At 62.0% G+C, this 22,907-nt stretch carries 24 protein-coding genes and 1 tRNA gene; 18 read left to right on the forward strand and 7 right to left on the reverse strand.

The features are described 5' to 3' along the window. Positions 1-126: 126 nt before the first annotated feature. From RBH77_RS10925 to RBH77_RS10940, 4 genes are all read left to right on the forward strand, one after another. Positions 127-915, forward strand: coding sequence for an ABC transporter permease (locus RBH77_RS10925; RefSeq protein ID WP_311032198.1), 789 nt, complete (start codon positions 127-129; stop codon positions 913-915). After that, positions 912-1,712, forward strand: a complete 801-nt coding sequence (locus RBH77_RS10930) for an ABC transporter permease (protein WP_311032199.1) — start codon at positions 912-914, stop codon at positions 1,710-1,712. The genes RBH77_RS10925 and RBH77_RS10930 overlap by 4 nt, the downstream gene beginning before the upstream one ends. Next, positions 1,709-2,815 (forward strand): ABC transporter ATP-binding protein, encoded by a 1,107-nt coding sequence (locus tag RBH77_RS10935; RefSeq protein WP_311032200.1) that lies wholly within the window; start codon positions 1,709-1,711, stop codon positions 2,813-2,815. The genes RBH77_RS10930 and RBH77_RS10935 overlap by 4 nt, the downstream gene beginning before the upstream one ends. A gap of 521 nt (positions 2,816-3,336) precedes the next feature. Continuing rightward, the gene (locus RBH77_RS10940; RefSeq protein ID WP_311032201.1) at positions 3,337-4,371 is read left to right on the forward strand and encodes a hypothetical protein; all 1,035 of its coding nucleotides are present in this window, start codon (positions 3,337-3,339) and stop codon (positions 4,369-4,371) included. Positions 4,372-4,460: 89 nt separating this feature from the next. Here the strand turns inward: RBH77_RS10940 and RBH77_RS10945 are convergent. Continuing rightward, positions 4,461-4,537 (reverse strand) — tRNA-Met (locus tag RBH77_RS10945). A 316-nt stretch (positions 4,538-4,853) separates the two neighbouring features. On the opposite strand from RBH77_RS10945, the gene RBH77_RS10950 reads away from it, so the two are divergent. Beyond that, complete coding sequence (locus tag RBH77_RS10950; RefSeq protein WP_311032202.1) at positions 4,854-5,846, forward strand: Gfo/Idh/MocA family protein; 993 nt, start codon at positions 4,854-4,856, stop codon at positions 5,844-5,846. A 30-nt stretch (positions 5,847-5,876) separates the two neighbouring features. Here RBH77_RS10950 and mnmA read toward each other — a convergent pair whose 3' ends face one another. Next, on the reverse strand, positions 5,877-7,061 hold the full coding sequence (gene mnmA / locus RBH77_RS10955; protein WP_311032203.1) for a tRNA 2-thiouridine(34) synthase MnmA: 1,185 nt from the start codon (positions 7,059-7,061) through the stop codon (positions 5,877-5,879). Positions 7,062-7,325: 264 nt separating this feature from the next. Here mnmA and sciP point away from each other — a divergent pair, with 264 nt between their 5' ends. After that, positions 7,326-7,601, forward strand: a complete 276-nt coding sequence (gene sciP / locus RBH77_RS10960; protein ID WP_026227425.1) for a CtrA inhibitor SciP — start codon at positions 7,326-7,328, stop codon at positions 7,599-7,601. Positions 7,602-7,763: 162 nt separating this feature from the next. Here the strand turns inward: sciP and RBH77_RS10965 are convergent, their stop codons facing one another. After that, entirely contained in the window at positions 7,764-8,135 is a 372-nt protein-coding gene (locus tag RBH77_RS10965) for a flagellar export protein FliJ (protein ID WP_311032204.1), read from the reverse strand. A 480-nt stretch (positions 8,136-8,615) separates the two neighbouring features. On the opposite strand from RBH77_RS10965, the gene ctrA reads away from it, so the two are divergent. After that, positions 8,616-9,311, forward strand: a complete 696-nt coding sequence (ctrA, locus tag RBH77_RS10970) for a response regulator transcription factor CtrA (protein ID WP_195163170.1) — start codon at positions 8,616-8,618, stop codon at positions 9,309-9,311. A gap of 100 nt (positions 9,312-9,411) precedes the next feature. Here ctrA and RBH77_RS10975 read toward each other — a convergent pair whose 3' ends face one another. Continuing rightward, entirely contained in the window at positions 9,412-9,780 is a 369-nt protein-coding gene (locus RBH77_RS10975; protein WP_311032205.1) for a response regulator, read from the reverse strand. 169 nt (positions 9,781-9,949) lie between these two features. Here RBH77_RS10975 and RBH77_RS10980 point away from each other — a divergent pair, with 169 nt between their 5' ends. Then, the gene (locus tag RBH77_RS10980) at positions 9,950-10,237 is read left to right on the forward strand and encodes a BrnT family toxin (protein ID WP_311032206.1); all 288 of its coding nucleotides are present in this window, start codon (positions 9,950-9,952) and stop codon (positions 10,235-10,237) included. Then, complete coding sequence (locus tag RBH77_RS10985; RefSeq protein WP_311032207.1) at positions 10,206-10,484, forward strand: helix-turn-helix domain-containing protein; 279 nt, start codon at positions 10,206-10,208, stop codon at positions 10,482-10,484. Before RBH77_RS10980 ends, RBH77_RS10985 begins: the two co-directional genes overlap by 32 nt. Before the next feature lie 67 nt (positions 10,485-10,551). Here the strand turns inward: RBH77_RS10985 and RBH77_RS10990 are convergent, their stop codons facing one another. Further along, the gene (locus RBH77_RS10990) at positions 10,552-11,124 is read right to left on the reverse strand and encodes a DUF998 domain-containing protein (RefSeq protein WP_311032208.1); all 573 of its coding nucleotides are present in this window, start codon (positions 11,122-11,124) and stop codon (positions 10,552-10,554) included. 157 nt (positions 11,125-11,281) lie between these two features. After that, a complete protein-coding gene (gene chpT / locus RBH77_RS10995; protein ID WP_311032209.1) occupies positions 11,282-11,917 on the reverse strand; it encodes a histidine phosphotransferase ChpT in 636 nt (211 codons plus the stop codon). Between the two features lie 305 nt (positions 11,918-12,222). Between chpT and RBH77_RS11000 the strand changes: the two genes are divergently transcribed. Both RBH77_RS11000 and RBH77_RS11005 read left to right on the forward strand, forming a co-directional pair. After that, entirely contained in the window at positions 12,223-12,807 is a 585-nt protein-coding gene (locus RBH77_RS11000) for a DUF1134 domain-containing protein (protein ID WP_311032210.1), read from the forward strand. A 112-nt stretch (positions 12,808-12,919) separates the two neighbouring features. After that, the gene (locus RBH77_RS11005; RefSeq protein ID WP_311032211.1) at positions 12,920-14,116 is read left to right on the forward strand and encodes a coiled-coil domain-containing protein; all 1,197 of its coding nucleotides are present in this window, start codon (positions 12,920-12,922) and stop codon (positions 14,114-14,116) included. 24 nt (positions 14,117-14,140) lie between these two features. Here the strand turns inward: RBH77_RS11005 and RBH77_RS11010 are convergent, their stop codons facing one another. Continuing rightward, positions 14,141-15,268 (reverse strand): DUF2333 family protein, encoded by a 1,128-nt coding sequence (locus tag RBH77_RS11010; protein ID WP_371832874.1) that lies wholly within the window; start codon positions 15,266-15,268, stop codon positions 14,141-14,143. A gap of 252 nt (positions 15,269-15,520) precedes the next feature. Between RBH77_RS11010 and choX the strand changes: the two genes are divergently transcribed. The 7 genes from choX to RBH77_RS11045 all read left to right on the forward strand — a co-directional run bounded on the left by choX (position 15,521) and on the right by RBH77_RS11045 (position 22,722). Next, on the forward strand, positions 15,521-16,456 hold the full coding sequence (gene choX, locus RBH77_RS11015) for a choline ABC transporter substrate-binding protein (RefSeq protein ID WP_311032213.1): 936 nt from the start codon (positions 15,521-15,523) through the stop codon (positions 16,454-16,456). A gap of 242 nt (positions 16,457-16,698) precedes the next feature. Then, the gene (gene choW, locus RBH77_RS11020) at positions 16,699-17,547 is read left to right on the forward strand and encodes a choline ABC transporter permease subunit (RefSeq protein ID WP_311032214.1); all 849 of its coding nucleotides are present in this window, start codon (positions 16,699-16,701) and stop codon (positions 17,545-17,547) included. Further along, positions 17,544-18,725 carry a choline ABC transporter ATP-binding protein gene (choV, locus tag RBH77_RS11025; RefSeq protein WP_311032215.1) on the forward strand — a complete coding sequence of 394 codons (1,182 nt, stop codon included), beginning with the start codon at positions 17,544-17,546 and terminating at the stop codon, positions 18,723-18,725. Before choW ends, choV begins: the two co-directional genes overlap by 4 nt. Before the next feature lie 1,035 nt (positions 18,726-19,760). Further along, entirely contained in the window at positions 19,761-20,522 is a 762-nt protein-coding gene (locus RBH77_RS11030; protein ID WP_311032217.1) for a 3-hydroxyacyl-CoA dehydrogenase, read from the forward strand. Between the two features lie 83 nt (positions 20,523-20,605). Then, positions 20,606-21,379 carry a HugZ family pyridoxamine 5'-phosphate oxidase gene (locus RBH77_RS11035; protein ID WP_311032218.1) on the forward strand — a complete coding sequence of 258 codons (774 nt, stop codon included), beginning with the start codon at positions 20,606-20,608 and terminating at the stop codon, positions 21,377-21,379. A 162-nt stretch (positions 21,380-21,541) separates the two neighbouring features. After that, positions 21,542-21,895, forward strand: coding sequence for an ArsR/SmtB family transcription factor (locus tag RBH77_RS11040; RefSeq protein WP_311032219.1), 354 nt, complete (start codon positions 21,542-21,544; stop codon positions 21,893-21,895). Positions 21,896-21,906: 11 nt separating this feature from the next. Then, the gene (locus RBH77_RS11045) at positions 21,907-22,722 is read left to right on the forward strand and encodes a TrmH family RNA methyltransferase (protein ID WP_311032220.1); all 816 of its coding nucleotides are present in this window, start codon (positions 21,907-21,909) and stop codon (positions 22,720-22,722) included. Positions 22,723-22,907 lie beyond the last annotated feature (185 nt).

The following is a 22,907-nucleotide window of genomic DNA, read 5'->3' on the forward strand; positions in this document are numbered from 1 at the left end:
TTCACCGGAACTTCGTCTAGTGAGAAACGGCTGATGCTCGGCGGCGGCGATGAAAGCGCGTCATATCGTCCTTGGTTGCTCCTGCTGCCAAGTGCGATCCTGTATGCATGCGTTTTTGCGTTGCCGTTGGGTGTCCTGCTTACGGACAGTGTTCGTCCGCCTGCGGAGGCGGGTCAGACCGCCGGGCCGAGCCTTGCCTACTACCAGGCTTTCTGGACGGACGGCGTAACGTTCAGCATCTTCCTGTCGACCGTCTGGATATCGGTCCTCGTCACGGTCGCTTGTGTCGTTCTGGGCTATCCCGTGGCGCTTTTCATGCGTCGGGCCGGTCCGCGTATGCGGATTGTCCTCCTGGCGCTGGTCGTCTCCCCCCTGCTTACCAGCGTCATCGTGCGCAACGTCGCCTGGCTCCTCGTTCTCGGGCACGAAGGGCTGATCAATACGACGTTACGGGCGTTGGGCATCATCGACCAGCCATTGCCGCTCCTCTACAATACGTTCGGCGTGGTTGTCGGCGTCACGCATGTCTATCTTTCCTTTGTCGTCCTGCCGCTCTTTGCGAGCCTGCTCGCGATCGATCCGTCGCTCGAGGAGAACGCCGCAAGCCTCGGCGCATCGCCCTGGCGGGTTTTTGCTCATGTGACCCTGCCGCTTTCGCTGCCGGGCCTGGTCGCCGGCGTGACCCTGGTCTTCATATTGTCGATGGGCATCTATCTTACGCCCGTGATCATGGGCGGCAGTTTCGTCACCACGCTTGCGATGACGATCACCGATCTGGTTCGCAACCAGTACGACTGGGCGCGAGCCGCCGCCTTCTCGGTCATGCTGCTGGCCTTCATCGGCGCGGTGCTCGTGCTTTCCTATGCGGCGACGAGACAGCTCACCAAGGCCCGCGGCAAGGAGGCGGCGCTTTGAAGGAGAGCCGCGAAGGAAAAAAGGGGGCATTTGTCACCATTACTGCGTGCGTCGTCCTGTTCTTCCTGGTCGTGCCGCAAATCATCCTTCTGATTCAGTCGTTCACCGCGGAGGACTATCTGATGTTCCCGCCGCAGGCCTTCGGAATCCGCTGGTATGCTTTCATCTTCACGGACCCGGAATGGCGGGAGGCACTTGGGACAAGCCTGATCGTTGCCTCGATTTCCACGCCTGTGGCGCTACTCCTTGGGACGATGGCGGCACTCGCCCTCGACCGTGGGCCGCCGGCTGGCCGCAAATTCCTGCGCGGCGCGCTCCTGTCGCCCATGCTCCTGCCGCATGTGGTGCTCGGCATGGCGCTCTATCGCGTGCTTTTGCCGATACGGCTCGACGATACGATACCCGGCTTCGTCGGGGCCCACCTTCTCCTGTGTGTTCCCTATGTCGTGGTCACGGTCGGGGCCAGCCTGGAAAGTTTCGACCGCCGGTTCGAGGAAGCCGCGCAAAGCCTTGGCGCTTCGCCCTTTTCGGCATTCGTCCATATCGTCCTGCCCATCATCCGGCCGGGCATTTTCGCAGGCGCGATCTTTTCCTTCATCACCTCATTCGACGAGTTCATCGTCACCTATTTCCTTGCCACGCGGAATTTCACGATCCCGATCAAGATATTCAGCAGCCTTTCCTATCAACTCGAACCATCGATAGCTGCCGTTTCCGGCCTGACGCTAGTGCTGACCGCCGTCCTGAGCGGGCTTCTCATCACCCGCGGCGGTTATGGGAGAACAGGACAAGCATGAGCGCCGAAGCCGTACATCTCGAAGGCGTGACCAAGCGATACGGAGCGCTTGCCGCAGTCGATGGGCTGAGCCTCACGATCGGTCGCGGAGAGATGGTCACGCTGCTCGGCCCTTCCGGCTGCGGAAAGACGACGATCCTGCGCATGATCGCCGGCTTCGTGCGGCCCACTTCCGGGACCGTCAGCATCGCCGGTACGCCCGTCAACGATATACCGCCGCACAAGCGGCAGGTGGGGCTCGTCTTCCAGAACTATGCGCTATTCCCGCACATGACCGTTGCGGAGAATGTCGGCTTCGGGCTCAAGATGCGGGGTATCGCCAAACAGGCGGCGCGTCCGAAGATCGACGAAGCCCTGGAAAAGGTTCGCCTCCTTGAACGGCGTGACGCCTATCCGCGCCAATTGTCCGGCGGGCAGCAACAGCGCACGGCCCTGGCTCGGGCCCTTGTGATACAGCCGGATATCCTCCTGCTGGACGAGCCCTTCGGCGCTCTGGACCGCGAACTCAGGCAGCACATGCAAAGCGAGATGCGCCAGTTGCAGCGCAGCCTCGGCATCTCGACGCTGCTCGTAACGCACGATCAGGAAGAGGCGCTTACCCTCTCCGATCGCATCGTGGTCATGAACACGGGAAAAGTGGAGCAAGTGGGGACGCCGGCCGACATTTTCGAGCGGCCGGCCACGGCGTTCGTCGCCAACTTCATGGGCCGCATGAATCTGCTCAAGGGGCAGTTGAAGCGGCAGCCGGGCGGCCATGGCTGCGAGCTTGCGCTTGACGGGGTGGAGGCGAGACTTCCGATGGCGGATTGCGAAAGCACGGCCGAGGGTCCCGTGATGGTCATGTTCCGCCCGGAGCGGATCGCCACGGTCCATCCTAGTGAAAGGCAGGAGGCAGGCGGATCGCACTCCGCCGTGCTTCGCGGGTCGGTCCTGGATGTCAACTATCTGGGCGCGTGGGCGGAACTCAAGATTGCCGTCAGCGAAGGTGCTGGCCAACGGTTTACGGTGCGGACATCGAACAAGGATGACGGAACGCCGCCATTCCGCATCGGCGACTCTGTCGATCTGATCATCCCCCCCGAGGCGACATACGTCATAGGATAGCAGACTCGCGGCGGCCTCATCGGTCCGAGTGTCTCAACCGGTTCTTCAATCTGTGTCCTTCACGGCAGCGCGCTGGAGGGCGAACTCGCGGCCGATTCTCGCAAGAATGCACCTGCTCTTCACGATTTCTATCCCTATTTGGCCGGCGTTTTGGAAGGACTAGCTAGGGCCTGTGAAAATGATGGGCTTCGCAAAGATATTGAAGCGCGGTTGCGCTGAGAAGGAAGGTAAGGTTTTTTGGCTCTTCATCTATCGCGTCAAAGCGCACGTCCGTGCCATGCAAAATGACACCCATAGCCGCTCGTGCCTCATACGGAGCCGGTGGTGTTAATCTAAATAACTGAAATTATTAAAGAATTCTGGTAGCGGAGGTCTGCTTTGGCGCAACCCCCCGACCGAAAATCATGTCGCATTCGCGTGGCGTGAAGCGGTTAAGCGGCGATCCAGTGAGCGAGCAGCGTAGGTTTCGTGAGAGGCGATATCGCTCTTGAACATCTGCTTTCGATGGGTGCTTAATCGTCGTGCGCGTATTGCAGGATCAGAGCCAGAATTTGCAGTTCGAATACACAGACCCACAAACCGAATTCGAGGCGCTGATCGGCGGCCACTTCTCTATCAACGCCTTCGGCGTGATTGAACCTGGAGACGATATCAAGTTTCGTGACTTTCTGGAGCGGTCATCTCCTCCACCGAGAACGACTGTCTACATCGACTCCCTTGGCGGTGACGTGGATGCGGCTATTGGCATCGGCCGATTGATCCGAGGCGCGTGGATGCATACGGCCATAGGCAATTATGTTCTTCGAGGAAGGAAGGAATTCGTAACAGAGAGGGACCATCTACCCGGACGGTGCATGAGCGCAGCTACTCTAATCTACCTCGGCGGAAGGCTTCGATATTTCAACGCTGAGGCTCAGTTTGGCGTACATCAGTTCTCCTTTCGAAATCCATCGCCTGACGACTTGGGACGATCGCAGGTCTTGTCCGCCAAGATAGCTCTGTATGTGTTTGAAATGGGGGTATCGCCCGAATTTCTAGAATTGTCGTCTTCAGTGCTAAGCAGTCAGATCAAGCTTGTCGACGAGGTAAGTTTACGCCGCTTGAAAGTCGTGACTGGTGGGGAAACGGATGTCACTTGGAGCGTGCAGGCGCGAGCCGGCGGGTTGTACGTTCGAGGCGAGCGGGATTCACTCTACGGCCACCACAAAGTGATGTTGCACTACCGCAAGGATTCGGGGTTCCTTTTTCATGCAGTTATCGAGGCTCAAGGCCGCGAAAGAGAGCTTACGACATTCCCCCTCGTAGAGATCGTTGTGAATGGCGAGGACACTCGCATAGACATCTCGCAGCGAGCTTTGCGGGAGCGAGTCGGAATTTACATCAATGTGATGTCCAGCCTATCGCAGTTAGAAGCCCGCATGCTGGCATATTCAAACAGCTTTGGTGTTCAAGTAAGAGCATCAAGCGAGGCGCCAGTGTTTCTAGGAATAGCCGCGATTTCCACAGAAGGCGGAAAAGAGCAGTTGGCGGCCTTTTTTGAGACCCTTTCCAAGTAGACGCCGTCGCCGATCAAATGGATCAGGGGCTGTCGGGGGTGCTGGCCGGTAGCGGGTTGAAAATAAGCTAAGCTATTGATATTAAACGGTGGTAGCGGAGGAGGGACTCGAACCCCCGACACAAGGATTATGATTCCTCTGCTCTAACCAACTGAGCTACTCCGCCACGCTGCCGGGTCCAGGTTACGAACCCGCGTACCCCGGCAAGGACGCGCGGATATAAGGGGGGTGTGGCGACCCTGTCAAGGACGGTCGGCTGCCGATCGGGTAAAGCCGGGCCCGGGGTTCCGACAGGAGTTCGGTCAGGGTGTAAAGCCGTCGGATTCGGCCCTCGCGCCTTCCCGGGACAGCCGGAGCAGGACCCGCCGTGGCCCTCGCGCCGTTCAGGCGATCCACTCGGGTGCGCAACAGCGCCGCGCCGGGGTTGAGTTCGGCCCGTCGCATGGATATGTGTCTGGCACAGACTTTCAGGTATCCTGTTGATGAAACCGCGCATTGCCGTCCTTGGTTGCGGATATTGGGGATCGAACCATATCCGCACGCTCAAATCGCTTGGCGCGCTCTATGCCGTCTCCGACGCCAACCGGCCTCGCGCCGAGGGGTTTGCCAGCGAGCAGGATTGCCTCGCTATCGACCCCGAAGAAATCTACGGCCGCGATGATATCGACGCCATCGTCATGGCGCTGCCTCCGCAATTCCACTCCGAATGCGCGATCCGTGCCGTTCGGAACGGCAAGGACGTGCTTGTTGAGAAGCCGGTTGCGCTCACCGTCGCCGACGCCGAGCGCTCGGTGAAGGCGGCGCACGATGCCGGACGCATCTTCATGGTCGGGCATGTGCTGCGGTTCCATCCGGCCTTCGAGAAACTGAAGGAACTTATCGACGAGGGTGAGCTCGGCGAGGTGAAGTACATCCATTCGCATCGGCTCGGTCTCGGCAAGTTCCATACCGAGAACGACGCTCTATGGGATCTCGCACCGCACGATTTGTCGATGATCCTGGCGATCACGGGCGCGGGGCCGGTGGAGGTCCGCGGGGAGGGGGCTGCCCTTCTCGATCATTTGAGCGATTTCGCGCATCTTCACATGCGCTTTCCCAACAATCTGCGCAGTCATCTCTTCACGTCGCGGCTCAATCCCTATCGCGAACGCCGCCTCACCGTCGTCGGCACCCGCGCCATGGCCGTGTTCGACGACGTGGAGCCGTGGGAGCGCAAGCTCGCCGTCTACCGGCACGCCGTCTGGCAGGATAGCGGCCAATGGGCCTTCACCGCCAACGACCCCTCCTACATAGAGGTCAAGGAGGGCATGCCGCTGACGCGCGAACTGGAGCATTTCATGCACTGCATCGAAACGCGTGAGGAGCCGAGGACCGACGGAGAAGAGGCGATTCTGGTGCTCAAGGTACTCACCGCGGGAAGCGTGACCCACGATACCCGCTTCGCGGGCGAACAGAAAATCTCTTCTATCGGCTGATTGGGGATCGGCCGGTCCGGCCTCTCGGCTTCAGGCGTGCGCGGGCTGTGCGGTAAGGCGTGAAAGCATGGCTTCGGCCTCGGCGCCGCGATAGGCGCGCTCGATGAAGCCGCCGCCGAGCACGCGCGCCTCGTCGCCGTCGTCGGAATAGAGCGCGCAAGCCTGTCCGGGTGCGACGCCGGTTTCGCCGTCCACCAGTTCCACCCGGACCGAGCCGCCGAACCGCGTCAGCACCGCCGGCCGCGGCGGGCGCGTGGAACGCACCTTGGCGAAAAGCTCGATACCCTCGGCCGGGATATCCTCAAGCGGCGCATCGCCCAGCCAGTTCACCTGGCGCAGGACGAGGCTGTGGGTTTCCAGCGCCTCGCGCGGCCCGACGATGACGCGCGAATGCCCCGCATCGAGATGGACGACGTAAAGCGGCTCGCCGGCGGCCACGCCGATGCCGCGACGCTGACCGACCGTATAGCGCAGGATGCCGTCGTGGCGGCCGAGCACGCGCCCGTCGATATGGACGATGTCACCGGGCGCGGCGGCACCCGGCCTCAACCTCGCGATGATGTCGGAATATTTGCCGTGCGGCACGAAACAGATGTCCTGGCTGTCCTGCTTGGCGGCAACCGCAAGCCCCATTTCCTCGGCGATACGGCGTACCTCGGGCTTCGGCAGGCCGCCCAGCGGAAAGCGCAGATAGTCGATCTGTTCCTGCGTAGTGGCGAAGAGAAAATAGCTCTGGTCGCGGTCGGCGTCGAGCGGCCGGTAGAGCGCCCGGTGGCCGTCGCCCCGCGGCGCGGACCGGATATAATGGCCGGTCGCCAGCGCGTCGGCGCCAAGTTCGCGCGCCGTCTCCAGAAGATCGGCGAACTTGACCGTCTGGTTGCAGGAAACGCAGGGGATCGGTGTCTCGCCGGAAACGTAGCTCTCGGCGAAGGGGTCGATCACCGCCTTGCGGAAACGCTCCTCGTAGTTCAGCACGTAATGCGGAAAGCCCAAGGTTTCCGCCACACGGCGTGCGTCGTCTATGTCCTGCCCGGCGCAGCAGGAGCCGGGTCGGTGGGTCGCCGCGCCGTGGTCGTAAAGCTGCAGCGTGACGCCGACGACGTCGTAGCCCTCCTTCTTTAGGAGACCGGCAACGACGGAGGAATCGACACCCCCCGACATGGCCACGACAACGCGCGTGTCTTCGGGGCGTCCCGGCAGGTCGAGGCTGTTCATTTCAGGTGCGTTCCAGGTACGTTGATGGCCGGCTTCATGCCGACCTTGCCAATATAGGTCAAGCCGAACCCTTGCACCATATGGCGTGGCGGCGCAGCCCGTGCGGCGTGAAGGCCTCGATTTCGGATCGTTAGAATACGCATGATCCGACTAACGGGCGATTCACCAAGCTTACCGGTGCGTTACCTTTTGTTTAGGCAATTTTTAAAGCTGTGGCGTTAAAGTGACCGACGATTGGTTCTTTGATTTTAGTAGAGAGTACGGATGACCGATCTTGTAAGGCCTCGCGTCAAGTACGTCATAGGGCCCGATGGTAGCCCGCTTACCATAGCGGATCTGCCGCCGTCCAACACCCGTCGCTGGGTCATCCGGCGAAAGGCCGAGGTGGTCGCCGCCGTGCGCGGAGGGCTGCTCAGCCTCGAGGAAGCCTGTCAGCGCTACAAGCTGACCACCGAGGAATTCCTTTCCTGGCAGGCTTCGATCGACGAATACGGGCTGGCCGGCCTCAGAACCACGCGTATCCAGCAATACCGGCACTGACGTTGCAGGCCGGCAGCCAAGCCTAGGCAGCCGACAGGCCGACGATCAGCGATAGAACGAAGAATTCCGCCGCGCGCTAGCGGGCGGAATATTGTTCGTGTTCGTGATGCCTGGAAGGCGTATGGAGGCTGCCGATCGCCGGCTGCCTGATGCAGTTTGGCATTACCCGGTCATCGCGCGGCTGCCGTCGCCCTCGCGGGCCTTGGCGTCGCGCGTCTCCAGCATCTCGGCCTTGGAAAGTTCCAGTTCCGCCTCGGCAAGGGCGGCCTCCGCGATTGCGCGCTGCTCGGCAAGGTCGGCCTGGGAGTTCAACAGGTTGTCGCGGCGCTGGCGGGCCGCCTTGGCGAAGGTCGGATAGGCGAAATGGTTCACGTCCGTGATCCCTGCCTTCTTCTCCTCGGCCGCGATCTGGACATCGAGTTCGTTGGCCATGCGCTCGAATTCGGCGATCATCATGTCGAGCTGCAGGAGCTGCCGACGCTTCTCGTTCACCTGAAACTGCTTCAGCCGAACGAGGTTTTCACGTGCTTTCATGCCATCATACTCCCGAAACGCGAACGCCTTTGGTCCCAGCGGCCTGGGTCAAGCCCCTCATACCCCTAGCCCCTCTTCGAAAGCCGCCTAGCTGCGATTCTCCGCCCGGAAACAAATTCCTAAGCTTTTGCGCCGACGGTAACCATTCGTTTACGGGCATTGTTAATCATACGGGGCAGGACTTAAGGGCCGGTAAAAAATTCGCAGTGAGCCGACAAATCCCCACAAAGCGAGTCAGTTGAATCACTTAGCGTGATTTATTGAAGTTCGTCTGCTGAGTTTTCTGCTGAGATTCCTTAAAGGATTCAGTTGCGTGCCTAGAAATGTTGGACAGATCGTTACCGCTTGCCAAACCGAATTATATTTTGTTAACCATTCGGTGGCAGCCTGCGATTCACGTGTTGATTGCTGCGGTTCAGGATCGGGTGAACCAGGCTTAGGGTGGGGCGAGCCCGGCTGGCGGCAGAAAAGGGGACCTAAATGCGCGTTCTGCTGATTGAAGATGACAGTGCTACCGCACAGAGCATCGAATTGATGCTCAAGTCTGAGAGCTTCAATGTCTACACGACGGATCTCGGCGAAGAGGGGGTCGATCTCGGCAAGCTCTACGATTACGACATCATCCTTCTGGACCTCAACCTGCCGGACATGTCGGGCTACGAGGTGCTCAGGACGCTCAGACTGTCGAAGGTGAAGACGCCCATCCTCATCCTGTCGGGCATGGCGGGCATCGAGGACAAGGTGAGGGGCCTTGGTTTCGGCGCCGACGACTACATGACCAAGCCATTCCACAAGGACGAACTGGTCGCGCGCATCCACGCCATCGTGCGCCGGTCCAAGGGCCATGCGCAATCAGTCATCACCACGGGCGATCTGATCGTCAACCTGGATGCCAAGACCGTCGAGGTCGGCGGACAGCGGGTGCATTTGACCGGCAAGGAATACCAGATGCTCGAGCTGCTTTCGCTGCGCAAGGGCACGACGCTGACCAAGGAGATGTTCCTCAACCATCTCTACGGCGGCATGGACGAGCCGGAACTGAAGATCATCGACGTCTTCATCTGCAAGCTTCGCAAGAAGCTCGACGCCGCATCCGGCGGCCAGAATTACATCGAGACGGTCTGGGGCCGTGGCTATGTGCTGCGCGAGCCCGAGGAAATCCGCGAAAGCGCCTGACGCTCAGTCAATCGGTATTTGATAATCGGCAGTCGGGTTCGTGTCGGATCCGGCCCCGAAGGCGCTGCTTTCCCTTACCAACTGCTATTGATCGCCGGACCTACGCGGCCATCTCGAATTCGCGGAAACGCTCCAGCAATTGCGGCCGGTTGAATGGCTTCAGCAGATAACCTGAGGCGCCGGCACGCTTGGCGCGCATGATGGCGCCGACATCGATCTCCGCGATGCAGATGACCACGCGCGGCTTCGTTTCGGCCTCGTAGGAAAGCACCTCGCGGATGAAATCGGCAGCGGCCATGTCGGGAAGAGTGGTATCCACGACGATCAGTTCCGGCATCTCCGCCGAGCAGAGGCCGAGCGCCTCCGTTGCGCTGCCAGCCTCGACGACCAGCAAGTCCTCGCTCGTGAGGATCCGTTTCGCGACTTTCCTGACGACGCTCGAATCGTCGACGATCATGCACCGTTTCATCTTCCACCCCTGAATGGCGCGTCTCGCGGATCGAGACCGGCGAGCCGACGATGCGTAAGCTAAACGGAAACGGTTAAGAAACGGGGGGACGGATTTGGTTAAATTTTAGCCAAGGTGGGAGGTTTGCATCCCGCCGATCGAGGATTTGCATACTGTACGGAAATCCCGTATGATTGCACCAATGACTCAAGACAGGTTCGACCCCGTCAAAGACGCGGCCAATCGCGAGAAGCACAGATTGCCATTGGTCTTTGGCGATCGGATTTTTGAGGACGACAACCACCTGATAATCCCCTCTATCCGCGAGATCGATGGCGAGGAGCGGTTCAAGGTGGTCGGGGTCGTCGAGGAGAAGCTGTTCACCGGTGTTTTTGTCTGGCGGGGCGAATTGCCTCGTTTCATTTCGGTAAGAAGGAGCAACATAGGTGAAGAACGAGCATATCGCGCTGCCTGCTGACCCGTCTGACGCCGAAGATTTCGACGTGACGGCCAAAGCACTAGACCGAGCCCAGCGTGCCCGCCTGATCCGCAAGACGAGGACCGGGCTTGGCCTGTCACAGTCCGAATTCGCCCGGCGCTTCCGGGTTCCGGTCGGCACGCTGCGCGACTGGGAACAGGCGCGGGTGACCGCGCCTGATTTCGCTGTCGCCTATGTGCGGGTGATCGGCCAGCATCCCGATATGGTGGCAAAGGCGGTCGCATAGCCGGTGTGCCGGAGAGTTTTGACCGGCAGGAAGGCTGCAATGCCGGAAGCTGCGCCCCGGTGTGGCTTCAGGTTGCAGCCAATGCGAACACAGCCGACCACAGCATCACTGATACCAGGAACACCCGCTCTACCAGCCCGAAAATACGGCGGAGGGCCGGGATAAGGCAGATCACGACGCCGGCGAGCGATGCCGTGACCACCCAATACAGTCCGGCCAACACAGGTGTGGCCCAGTCCGCCACAATCGGAAGCACGACCGGATTCAGAACGTCGATCGCCATATAGGCAAGCGCGAAACTGGCGATCGCGAAGACATAGTGCAGCCTTCCTGTCCCCGTCAGGCGCTGGCCCTCCAGATCGGTCGGGAAGGCGAGGACGCCGAGCCTCAGCGCAGCCATGATCAGAAGATACACACCGCCGCGGGTCGGAAACCGCCCATCCACAAGCACGGCCACGCCCAGAACGATCGCCGCGATGATACCCGTCAAGCCGTATATCATGAACAGCCGCCGTGAGGGGCCGACGCCGTAGTCGCTGACGGCATGACCGACCAAGCTGTAGGTGCCACGGATATTCAGCGCGAAGAACAGCGCCAACTGGACGAGATAAGCCAATGCGGCCACGGCGTAGATCGTCACCTGCATCTCCTATTGTCAGCGATGTGAAGGCAAATCCGGCGAGCGATAAATGGCGCGAAAGCGCATTTCTTCCGCAATCCCGCCGCCGACCGATTTTCGCCGAGCTTCCGCGCTCCGCGCAAACCCCGGCTTCGTCCGTGGAAGCAAGCGACAGGCTCTACTGCCGGCTCGCCGTCAAGCGTATTTCCTCCGCCGAGGCACGGATTTCGACCGCCATGTCGGTCTCGCGGGCGAGAAGCAGCGTGTAATAAGGCTGCACCGCATGCGCGTCGATCGCCTCTTCGGGCTTCTGGCCGGAATGCATCTCCAGGAATTTCGGCGGAACGCGCACCATCGGACCGCCCGCCACCAGCGTAAATTTCGGTTCCGTTTCCAAATCTTCGAGCGTAACCGCGAGCTTGCCGCCGCGCGGGATGGCGGCATTGGCGATCATGATGAGGTTGAGCAGGAGCTTGACCTTGTTTTTCGGCAGGTAGGCGCGGGGCCCCGACCAGGAGAATTCCGGCTTCTCGTTCTTCATGAAGGCGGTGGCGACGGCCTCGGCATCGCCGGTGTCGATCTGCATGCCGGCAGAGCCGGCCGCGCCGAAGGCGATGCGGGCGAATTGCAGCTTGGCCGAGGCGTTCCTGGCGGAGACGCGGATCAAGTTCATTGCATCCTCGTCGGCGCCGCCCTCGTCGAGCAATTCGAGGCCGTTATTGATGGCGCCAACCGGCGAGATGATGTCGTGGCAGACCCGGCTGCAGAGCAGCGCCGCCAGTTCCGGTGCCGTCAGCGTGAATATGTCAGCCATTTCCATCCGTTCCTGCTTCTTCGTCAATGAACATCGCGCGATGCCGCACGCGCGGCGAATCACCCGTCCGCGCCGATTATCGCCTCCGACGGGGGAAATCACATTCCCCGTTAAAAACGTAGAAATTTTTCGGCAATCGCCCCCGCAATCCCACCTTTTGGGCCACTTCTCGGCCATCTCCATGTGCGAACTTAATAGTTGAAAAAGAATTACGGGTTAGTTTGTCTCACTCCGAGAAGCGGCCATCCAAGGCAGCCCGGGAACAAGGCGTCGGCGAATGGGCTCCCATAGGGAGACCGAGACCAATGAACTTTAATCCACTGAAGCGGATAGGCATCCGTTTCGTCGCCATTTTCGCCGTGTGTCTCGCCGTCCTTGCGGTGGCCGCTCCCGGCGCACGCGCCGATACGGGTTACACGGCGCAGGAAATCATCGATTCGGGCAACCGGTTCTTCGGATCGACATCGGGCGGGCTCGCCAGTGTCGTGGAGAAGGTATTCGCCACCTACGGCCTCCCGAACGGCTACGTGCTGGGAGAGCAGGGGTCGGGCGCCATCATCGGCGGTCTGACCTACGGTGAAGGGACGCTCTACACCAAGAATGCCGGCGACCATAAGGTCTTCTGGCAGGGACCGTCGATCGGCTGGGATTTCGGCGCCGAAGGTTCGCGGCTGATGGTGCTGGTCTATAATCTCGACAGCGTCGACAGCCTCTACGAACGCTATGCCGGCGTTGCGGGATCCGCCTATGTGGTCGCCGGCCTCGGCTTCAACGTGCTCAAGCATGGGAACGTGCTTCTGGTGCCCGTGCGCACCGGCGTCGGCGCCAGGCTCGGCGTCAATCTGGGCTATCTGAAGCTGACCGAGCAGCCGACCTGGAATCCGTTCTGATCCTGGACGGACAAGCTTCGACCGGTTTGGATCGCCGCTGGCGTAGAAGCCCATCCTCGTGGCAAAAGGCGGCGTGCCGGTATGATCCGGCGCGTCTTGCGGGCGTATTCAGGTGATCCAGTCCCTTCTCTTTTTCGGCTTTGGTTTCCTGTGCGCGGTGCTGATCGCCCTGCTCGTCGCGCCGGCGTTCTGGCGTCGCGCTGTGAGGCTGACGGAGCGGCGTATCCGGGCGACCGTGCCGCTGACGATGAACGAGATCCAGGCCGAGAAGGACGGATTGCGGGCCGAGTTCGCCATGTCCGCGCGGCGTCTCGAAATGAAGGTGAAGAGCCTTCAGGACCGCGTCGCGACGCAGATGGTCGAGATCGAACGCAGCCGGGAGGACCTCAGGCAGGCGGGCGAGGAGCGCGAGAGCCTGAAGGCGGACGGCGCAGCGCTTGGCAAGAAGAACGACGAGCTTGATGCGGCGCTCAAGGCAGCCGGTGAGGAGGGCGAAGCCCTTTCCGCGAAATTCGCCGCGATCAGCGTGCAGCTTGCAGACAAGGATACGGAGATTTCCCGGCTGGACCTGGCGGCTACCGACGCCAGCCTCGAAGTCTCGAACCGGCAGATCGAGCTTGCGGCGCGGGAGGCGGAAGTCGCCAAGCTGAAGGACGATGTCGCACGGCTCAGGGAACAGCGCCGGATAGGCGAGCAGAAGCTGCGCGACATGACCCTCGACAACAGGTCCGGGCGCGAGGCGCTGAAGACGGAGCGCGCACGGTCCGCCGATCTCGAACGCCGTCTGGAAAAGGCGCTCACCACGCTTGCCGATCGGGAGGAGGCGCTCGAACGGGGCGAACGTGAACGCGTCCGTCGCGGCGAAGGAGGGAGCGAGAGAACGGCGCCGGACGAAGCGGCGGCAACGGTCGCGGCAGTCCCGCAAGCGAATGGGGAGACGCCCCCGGTCGATCCCGACGCGCCGGATGCTGCGCTCGCGCGGCTGAAGAGCGAGCGCAAGCGCCTGGAAGAGCGGCTCACCACGCTAACCCGAGAGAACAAGAGGCTGCGCACGGCTTCGCTATCGCCGCAAGCGTCGGTGCCCACGCGCGAGGTTATGCCCGGGGAAACGGCGCTGCGCGAGCAGATCAGCAACCTCGCCGCCGAGATGGTGGCGCTGACCGCCCTGATCGAGGGGCCGGGTTCGCCCATCGACAAGGCGCTCGCCATGCCGGAGGCGGAAGGCGCCGGGGAAGCGGCTGGCAGAGACACGCCGAGCATTGCCGAGCGCGTACGCGCTTTAAGGGAAGCGGCGGCGCGGCGGAACTAAAGCCGCGCAAATCTGACGCTAGCGCTACTGCTGCAACACGGCCTTGATGTCGACCAGGTTCGAGCGGACGCGCAATATGTAGAAGCCCATCGTGGTCAGGTGGCTCGGTACGATCCAGCCGTCCTCGCGGCCGTTGGCGATGATGAAGGGCTGAATCCTGAGCGCGGAGCGGAACTGGCCTTCCATGTCGTCCCACAGCGTGGTGAGCTTCTTCTCCTTGATGACGGAATCGAAGTCGGCTTCCGCCGCGGTCAGTATCCCGTAATAGCCGTAGAGTTGGCCGTAGGCGAACCAGAAGCGGTCGTCGGCGCGGGTGTCGAACCAGCCATTGTTATGGTTCTCCGCGCGGTCCTTCAGGATCGCCGAAGTCGAGCCGATATCGTTGGCGATGCGGTCGATGAACTGGATGAGGTTGTCGGCGCGCGCGTCGAAGGTCGCCTGACATGCGGCGAGGTGGTCGTTGAAGGCGCGCAGTTTCTTGATGGCGGTGCGGTAGTAGCTCGGCGTCGGCGTCTTCGGCCCCGGCGGGTTCCAGCCGAGATACCAGGTATATTCGTCGAATTGCAGCGCACCGCGCGCATCCTGCAGGTCCGCATCCACCTGCGAGGTGCCACGCACGCGGCCAAGCGTGTCGACCAGTTCCACGGAGGTGCGTCGCACCGCCTGGTTGATGCCGCGCTGGAATGAGGCCTTATTGTCGAAGAAAGGCGTCCTGTCCCAGTCGAGCCCGAAGAAGCCGAGCTTGTAGAGGATCATCGAAGAGATCCACTGGTTCTTGTTGACATTGAAGTCGGTCAGGTCGGCGGAAGCGTCGACGATGGCCGAGCGCGCGCAGACTTTCTGGCTGGCGCCGGTTGCCTGGACCGCCGGCGTCTCTTCGCCGGCGGAAGCCTGGCGGTCCTTCAGGTCGTATTTCTGCGCGTAGTCCGGATTGAAATCGGTCCAGCGCTGCGTCTGCCAGAAGAAGTTGGCGTAGAGCCCGATCAGCACAAGGACGAAAAGGCCGATGACGATGCGCACGATCCAGCCGCGGCGCGTGTACCAGCGGCCGGCGAGCACGAAGGGCCAGCACAGCCAGGCGATGAACATGCCGATGGCGCGGCCGATCCACTGGAAGATGCGCGTCACGAATTCGACGACGGGATTGAGCACGCTTCGACCTTTCATGCATGGCCCCCATGCCGGTGGGCGACCTCGCGTCAGATAGGGGGTTTCCGGTAGTCGGACAACCGTGCCCGGAAGGCGATCCCCGAAGTGTCGCCCGACGACTATATGAGGTCGCGCCGTGCGCCGCCAATTTTCTTGAAAGCACGGCGAAATGGTGTTTGTTTCAAAGGGAAGCCCCTTGGGGAAACTTTCCCGGCCGTCGCAACGGGCGGCCGGATCACATAATGGGAGAGTCCGATGTCGTTTTCCAAATCACTTGCCGCGGCGCTGATGCTGGCCGCCGGCATGTCCGTTAGCGCGGCCTATGCCGGCGATTCCGCCTCCTGCCAGGCGGTCCGCTTCGCCGATGTCGGCTGGACGGACATCCAGGCGACCACCGCGACGGCTTCCGTCGTGCTCGACGCAATCGGCTACAAGCCGGATACGCAGGTGCTCTCGGTTCCCGTCACCTACCAGTCGCTCAAGAACAAGGACATCGATGTCTTCCTCGGCAACTGGATGCCGTCCATGAACGAGAACATCGCGCCCTTCCTCAAGGACAAGTCCGTCGAATCCATCTCGACCAATCTCACGGGCGCCGGCTACGGCCTCGTCGTGCCGGACTATGTGGCCGAGGCCGGCGTCAAGACGCTGACCGACATCGGCAAGTTCAAGGACAAGTTCGACGGCAAGATCTACGGCATCGAGCCCGGCAATGACGGCAATCGCATCGTGCTCGGCATGATCAAGGACCCGAAGAGCAACCTCAAGGGCTTCGAACTGGTCGAATCTTCGGAGGCCGGCATGCTCTCCCAGGCCGAAAAGGCCATACGCAACAAGGACTGGATCGTCTTCCTCGGCTGGACACCGCACCCGGTCATGGGCGAGATGAAGATCACCTATCTGGAGGGCATGGGCGATTCCGGCTTCGGCGCGGCAACCGTGCACACCAACGTCCGGACGGGCTACCTCGACGAATGCCCGAACGTCGGCAAGTTCATCAAGCAGCTCAAATTCGATCTCTCCATGGAGAACAAGATGATGGACGGGATCCTGAAGGGCGGCGACGCGGAGAAGGTCGCGACCGACTGGCTGAAGGCCAACCCGAATGCCGCCGACGCCTGGCTCGACGGCGTGACCACCTTCGACGGCAAGGACGCCAAGGCGGCGCTGAAGGAGAAGCTCGGGTCGTGAGGAGAACGCTCCTTCTCCCGCGGCGGCGCGATAGCCTATGAAGTTCGACCTCCACTCCGATCAGCTTCGCTGACCACCTCTCCCCGATCGACGGGGGAGAGGAAACGCCGGCCGCAAGGCTTGGCATCTTTCCTCTACCCCATGAAAGCGGGGGAGAGGTGGCCGCGAAGCGGACGGAGTGGGGATATTTTGCCATGTGAATATCCTGTCCGTTCAAAAAGGACGGGAAATGAGGGGAAGGCATGGACCCGATCTCGCAATTCATCGCGGACTGGAAAATCCCGATCGGGGCGTGGGGCAAGGAATTCTTCGACTTCCTGACCACCAATTTCTCGTGGTTTTTTGACCGTTTGTCGGACGGGCTGAAGTCACTTCTCGAATCCCTCATCGACCTGATGCTCTGGATACCGCCCGTCGTGCTGGTGATCCTGATCATGGCGCTGGCGTGGTGGCTGCAAAAATCGTGGCGGCTGGCGGTCGCGGTCGCTGTCGGGTTGCTCTTCATCATCAACCAGGGCCTGTGGCGTGAGACGGTGGAGACGCTGGTGCTCGTCGTGGCGGCGACGGCGGTCTCGATGGCGATCGGCGTGCCGATCGGCATCTGGGCGGCGCACAATCCGCGCGTCTACCGGGTCCTCCATCCGCTGCTCGATCTGATGCAGACCATGCCGACCTTCGTCTACCTCATCCCGGTGCTGATCCTCTTCGGCCTCGGCATCGCGCCCGGCCTCATCGTCACCGTGATCTTCGCGATGCCCTCGCCGATCCGCCTCACCTATCTCGGCATCACCTCCGTGCCGAAGCCGATGATCGAGGCGGGCCAGGCTTTCGGCGCCACCAAGCGGCAATTGTTGTGGAAGGTGGAGTTCCCTTCGGCGCTGCCGACGATCATGGCCGGCCTGACACAATGCATCATGCTGTCGCTTTCCATGGTGGTCATCGCGGCGCTGATCGGCGCTAACGGTCTCGGCAAGCCGGTCGTCAGGGCGCTCAACTCCGTCAACATCCCGCTCGGCGTCGAGGCGGGGCTGGCCATCGTCATCGTCGCCATCATCCTTGACCGCATCTGCCGCATCGGAGAGGCGAAATGAGCGCGGCGGTCGATTTCCAGAACGTCGATATCGTCTTCGGCGAGGAACAGCGCCGTTCGCTCGAGATGATCGATCGGGGCGCGAGCCGCGAGGAGATCCTGGCCGAGACCGGCAGCGTGCTCGGCTGCGCCGGCGCCAACCTCACCGTCGAGACCGGCGAAATCTGCGTGCTGATGGGGCTTTCCGGCTCCGGCAAGTCCACGCTTCTGCGCGCCGTCAACCGGCTCAATGTGCCGGCACGTGGCAAGGTGCTGGTCCGCGACGGCGAGCGCATGGTGGACGTGGTGAGCGCTGACGAGAAGACGCTTCGTCATATCCGCCAGACGCAGGTGGCCATGGTCTTCCAGCAATTCGCGCTCCTGCCGTGGCGTACGGTGGAACAGAATGTCGGCCTCGGCCTCGAACTCGCCGGCGTGCCCGACGCCGAGCGCCGCGAGCGTGTCGCGGCCCAGTTGAAGCTGGTCGGGCTCGACCAGTGGGCGAAGAAATACGGGCACGAGCTTTCCGGCGGGATGCAGCAGCGGGTCGGGTTGGCCCGCGCCTTCGCCACCGAGGCGCCGATCCTCCTGATGGACGAGCCGTTCTCGGCACTCGATCCGCTGATCCGCACCAAGCTGCAGGACGAGTTGCTGCAGCTTCAGGAGCGGCTACACAAGACGATCATCTTCGTCAGCCACGATCTGGAAGAGGCGCTCAAGATCGGCACCCACATCTCCATCATGGAGGGCGGACGCATCGTGCAGACGGGCGCGCCGGAGGACATCGTCCTGAGGCCCGCCAACGACTACGTGCGCGAGTTCATCGCCAATGTGAACCCGCTCTCGGTGCTGACGGCGTGGAACGTCATGCGCGACCGCCGCGACCTCGACGATGCAGGCGGCGGCTGGGTGTGGCTCGACCGGCGCAACACGACGCGCTTCAGGATAGACGCCGACGGGCTCGTCATCGGCGCCGAGCGCAACGGGCGGCCGGCGGAGTGGGTGTCCTGCGACGACATCGAGAAATTGCCGCCCGACGCGCCGCAGGTGTTCTGGGCCAAGGCAGGGACGTCGCTCAAGACGGTCATGCACGCCATGCACGAAAGCCAGACCGCGCCCGTCGCGCTCTTCGACGAGCAGTCCCGCTTCGTCGGGTCCATCGGCGTGCGCGACGTGCTGAGCGCAATTATTCGACGCTGACATTTACCATTCCGCTTTCCGAGGACGCGAGGTGGTGGCCGGGAGGCATGTTGCCCTTCGTGCGTCGTCATTCTGGGGCGTCGCTTGCCGTGGATGACGAAGGCGGGGAGGCCGGCGAAAACGTGGACAGATTTACCCCTGCCTGCCTCGCGAGACCGCTGATTTCAGCGCTTTCCGCATTTTTCTTCTCTCGTTTTCTCCACGCCCTTTTCCCTTCGTCCATAATCCCCGTCAGTTCCTCCCATCGGGGATACCGATCATGACGGTGATTGCGTGGAGAGGGATCGGCGCCTCCGCCTTGATGCTGACGTGGCATTACGGCCGGGGAGGTCCCGTCTGGAGGTTCCCCTGGGGGCACTATGACCCCTGCGTGCCGGTAGAAGGTACACAGACCCGAGGCAGAAGAGCGCTTCGGGAGCAGCGGAACAGGCGGGAACAGAAATCGCCGGACGGGCGGCCGCAAGGTCGCACGTAAATTGCTTAGATGAGCGAGCCTGCGGCCGCCCGTCTTTCCCGACTTTCAATGGCCAGACGGTGGAGAAACCGGGCGTGGCGAAGATGAGGCATGTGCAATGATAGATGCGGATAGCCCTGTGCCCCTGCGCACCCCCCTCTGTCCTGCCGGACATCTCCCCCTCAAAGGGAGGAGATTACGCTGGCCGCTCTGTTCGCGGCCTTTCTGAGACCTTGGAAACTGGCAGAAGCGGCGCGGCCGGCTGATCTCCCCCCTTTGAGGGGGAGATGTCCGGCAGGACAGAGGGGGGTGCGAAGGGGCGGAGAACGAAGAAGGATGTTTCACAGGGGGGACGAGTTTCAAGCAATCACGCACCCCCAAAGGTCCGACCGGGTGTCCCGCCCGACGGCACGCCGCCGCGGAATTCTCCCGCGCGACCGTCGATGCGTGCCTGAGAGAAGAGGGTGAGGCGGCAGCGAGCATCGCATTGCCAAAAAGGCGCACGGCGCGTGGCTTGCGCCTCGGGTGCGGTGCCCGCTACTGTCGGCTGGCATTTAACCGTTTAGAAGTCGGAGAAGAACATGAATCCATCAAGCCAGGTCGCGATCGTAACCGGCGGCGGCTCGGGGCTTGGCGAAGCGACCGCGCGGGCGCTTGCCGCGAAGGGCGCGAAGGTCGCGATCTTCGACCTTCAGACGGATAAGGCCGAGAAAGTCGCCGCCGAGATCGGCGGAGCGGCCTTCGAATGCAACGTGTCGAGCGCCGAGGGCGGCGAAAAGGCCTTTGCCGATGCCGCCGCAAAGCTCGGCCCGGCGCGCATCCTGATCAACTGCGCAGGCATCGCCATCGCCATGAAGACGGTCGGCAAGGACGGGCCGCACCCGCTCGACCTCTACCGGAAGGTACTGGAGGTGAATCTTGTCGGCACCTTCAACATGATCCGCCTGTTCGCGGCGCGCACGCAGGATATCGAACCGCTTCAGGGTGGCGAACGCGGCGTTATCATCAACACCGCATCGGTCGCCGCATTCGACGGCCAGGTCGGGCAGGTCGCCTATTCCTCCTCGAAGGGCGGCATCGTCGGGCTGACGCTGCCGGTGGCGCGTGATCTCGCCCGTTCCGGCATCCGGGTCTGCACCATTGCGCCCGGTATCTTCCGCACGCCGATGATGGCCGGCCTTCCCGAAGAGGCGCAGCAATCGCTCGGCCAGCAGGTGCCGTTCCCGCCGCGTCTCGGCGAGCCGGGCGAATATGCCGCGCTTGCCTGCCATATCGTCGAAAACCAGATGCTGAACGGCGAGACGATTCGGCTCGACGGGGCAATCCGCATGGCGCCGCGCTGACCGCCGATGGAGTGCGGGGCCGCTGGTCGACGATGGCGGTGCCATCCATGACAGCGCTACCGAATAGGTCTACCGAGGATTGAATGGCCGAAGAAAAGAACGTCATCCAGAAAACCGACGACGAAGGTGTCCGGCTTGCCAGGAAACTGCTCAGGACCGCCCGCTACGGGGCACTCGCTTCGCTGGAGCCTGGAACCGGCGCTCCATTCGCCAGCCGCGTCGCGGTGGCGACGGAGGTGGCCGGCGATCCGATCATCCTCGTGTCGCAACTCTCCGAGCATACCGGGTTCATCCTCGCCGATCCGCGCTGCTCGCTGCTTCTCGGCGAGCCGGGCAGCGGCGATCCGCTCGCCTATGCGCGCGTCACGCTGATGTGCCGCGCCGAGAGGCTGGAACGCGGCACGCCGGAGTGCGACGAAGCCGGGCGGCGTTATCTCAACCGTCACCCCAAGGCGAAGCTTTATGCAGGCTTCAAGGATTTTTCCTTCTTCAGGCTGAAGATCGAGCGATCGAGCCTCAATGGCGGTTTTGCGAAGGCGTACAGGTTGACCCGCGGCGACATCGTGCTGACGGGACCGGCGGTGGCGTCGATCGCGGTCGGCGAACAGTCGGCGATCGACCATATGAATGCGGATCATGCCGCCGCGCTCGATTTCTACGCCCGGCATTTCGCAGGCGCCCGCGACACGGGCTGGCGCGCGGTAGCCGCCGATCCGGAAGGCATGGACCTTCAGCGCTCCGATATGACCCGCCGCGTCTTTTTTCCGGCGCCGGTGGGCGACCTTTCCGAATTGCGCCGGACGCTGGTGGATATGGCCGCGGCCGATGAGGCGGCCGGCAATCGCAACGCTGGGTGAAGGGTGTCGTATCGTGCCACCGTTAGTTTTAACTTGAAATGATCAAGCGCGGTTCAATATCATCCTGAAATGATTCTGAGGAACGGAAGAGGGTCGCAATCCAAGTCTATTCAATTTGGGCGTTTGACCGATCCAGAGAGTACATCATATTAGGAATTACTAATGATTTCGGGGGCGCTCTTTGAAAAAGCTGGAGAAACCGCAAGGTTTCTGGCGATACTCGGTAATGGAAAGCGCCTGGCGATCCTGTGTCTTCTGGTCAACGGCGAGATGTCCGTCGGGGCCATTGCCGAAAAGGTGCAGCTGAGCCAGTCGGCGCTTTCACAGCATCTGGCGAAACTGCGTGGCGAGGAACTGGTATCGACACGGCGGGTCAGGCAGACGATCTACTATTCCTGCCGCTCCGAACAGGTGAAGGAAGTGCTCAATACGCTTGACGGGCTTTTCGGCGAGGCCGATCCCGACAAGCCTGGGCGGGCGCACTCGAAGGGCGACAATCCGACATCGCTCAGCTAGTTTCGCCGGCCATGAGCCGCCCCGACCTCATCCGTATAGACGATCCAGGCGATCCACGGATCGCTTGCTATCGGGACATCCGCGAGAAGGACCTTTCCGGCCGAGAAGGGCTTTTCGTCGCCGAGGGCAAGGTGGTGCTCAACGTCTTGTTGGCGGCGCGGAGGTTCGCGCTTGCATCGGTGCTCCTCCTGGAAAACCGTGTCGCGGGAATGCAGGAGGTGCTGGCCGCGACACCGGAGGACACACCCGTTTATGTCGCATGCCAGGATGTCATCGACCGGATCGCCGGTTTCCACCTGCATCGCGGCATCCTTGCGCTCGGCCGCCGACGTACCGGCGAGAGCCTTTCGGGGCTCATCGCGAGCCTGCCGGAAAAGGCCCTCGTCGTTGTGCTGGTCGGAATCTCGAACCATGACAATGTCGGCGCAATCTTCCGCAACGCGGCCGCCTTCGGCGCCGTTGCGGTCATTCTCGACGAGACCTCGTGCGATCCGCTCTACCGCAAGGCGATCCGGGTCTCGGTCGGGGCGGCGCTGAAGGTGCCGTTCGTGCAGGGCGGCGATGCGGACGCGATGATGGCCGCGCTGGATGAAGGCGGCTTCTCGATACTCGCGCTTTCGCCTGCCGGAGGAGTGGAGATCACGGATATGGCGCCGGCGGCGCGTACGGCGCTTGTTCTCGGCAGCGAAGGAGAGGGGCTCCCGGCCGGGCTGCTTTCGGCGCTCCGGACCGTGCGGATCGGCATGGCGCCCGGCTTCGACAGTCTGAACGTCGCGGCCGCCTCGGCGGTTGCGCTCCACCATTTATGGCAGAAGCGGGCGGGATAGCATGTTGCCTGTCGCAATCGGTGCATTCGGCGGCTGTTTTGAGACGGCGGAATTTTTCGCGCTCGCGCTTTTATGCCCCCCCGTAACCGATGGGGAGGACATCGGCTCCTTTATCCCCTCCAATTGATCGACAATCCGTCTCCGGTCCTTCGCGATCGGTTCCATTTTCCAATGCAAGTTTGAAG

Source organism: Mesorhizobium koreense, from assembly GCF_031656215.1.
In the GTDB taxonomy this organism is placed as follows: domain Bacteria; phylum Pseudomonadota; class Alphaproteobacteria; order Rhizobiales; family Rhizobiaceae; genus Mesorhizobium_L; species Mesorhizobium_L koreense.

Bases quoted from the DNA above. Each gene is read 5' to 3' on its own strand.
- RBH77_RS10935 (WP_311032200.1), top strand. From the start codon at position 1,709: ATGAGCGCCGAAGCCGTACATCTCGAAGGCGTGACCAAGCGATACGGA.
- RBH77_RS10950 (WP_311032202.1), top strand. From the start codon at position 4,854: ATGAAACCGCGCATTGCCGTCCTTGGTTGCGGATATTGGGGATCGAAC.
- mnmA (WP_311032203.1), bottom strand. From the start codon at position 7,061: ATGAACAGCCTCGACCTGCCGGGACGCCCCGAAGACACGCGCGTTGTC.
- sciP (WP_026227425.1), top strand. From the start codon at position 7,326: ATGACCGATCTTGTAAGGCCTCGCGTCAAGTACGTCATAGGGCCCGAT.
- RBH77_RS10965 (WP_311032204.1), bottom strand. From the start codon at position 8,135: ATGAAAGCACGTGAAAACCTCGTTCGGCTGAAGCAGTTTCAGGTGAAC.
- ctrA (WP_195163170.1), top strand. From the start codon at position 8,616: ATGCGCGTTCTGCTGATTGAAGATGACAGTGCTACCGCACAGAGCATC.
- RBH77_RS10975 (WP_311032205.1), bottom strand. From the start codon at position 9,780: ATGAAACGGTGCATGATCGTCGACGATTCGAGCGTCGTCAGGAAAGTC.
- RBH77_RS10980 (WP_311032206.1), top strand. From the start codon at position 9,950: ATGATTGCACCAATGACTCAAGACAGGTTCGACCCCGTCAAAGACGCG.
- chpT (WP_311032209.1), bottom strand. From the start codon at position 11,917: ATGGCTGACATATTCACGCTGACGGCACCGGAACTGGCGGCGCTGCTC.
- RBH77_RS11000 (WP_311032210.1), top strand. From the start codon at position 12,223: ATGAACTTTAATCCACTGAAGCGGATAGGCATCCGTTTCGTCGCCATT.
- choX (WP_311032213.1), top strand. From the start codon at position 15,521: ATGTCGTTTTCCAAATCACTTGCCGCGGCGCTGATGCTGGCCGCCGGC.
- choW (WP_311032214.1), top strand. From the start codon at position 16,699: ATGGACCCGATCTCGCAATTCATCGCGGACTGGAAAATCCCGATCGGG.
- choV (WP_311032215.1), top strand. From the start codon at position 17,544: ATGAGCGCGGCGGTCGATTTCCAGAACGTCGATATCGTCTTCGGCGAG.
- RBH77_RS11030 (WP_311032217.1), top strand. From the start codon at position 19,761: ATGAATCCATCAAGCCAGGTCGCGATCGTAACCGGCGGCGGCTCGGGG.
- RBH77_RS11035 (WP_311032218.1), top strand. From the start codon at position 20,606: ATGGCCGAAGAAAAGAACGTCATCCAGAAAACCGACGACGAAGGTGTC.
- RBH77_RS11040 (WP_311032219.1), top strand. From the start codon at position 21,542: ATGATTTCGGGGGCGCTCTTTGAAAAAGCTGGAGAAACCGCAAGGTTT.
- RBH77_RS11045 (WP_311032220.1), top strand. From the start codon at position 21,907: ATGAGCCGCCCCGACCTCATCCGTATAGACGATCCAGGCGATCCACGG.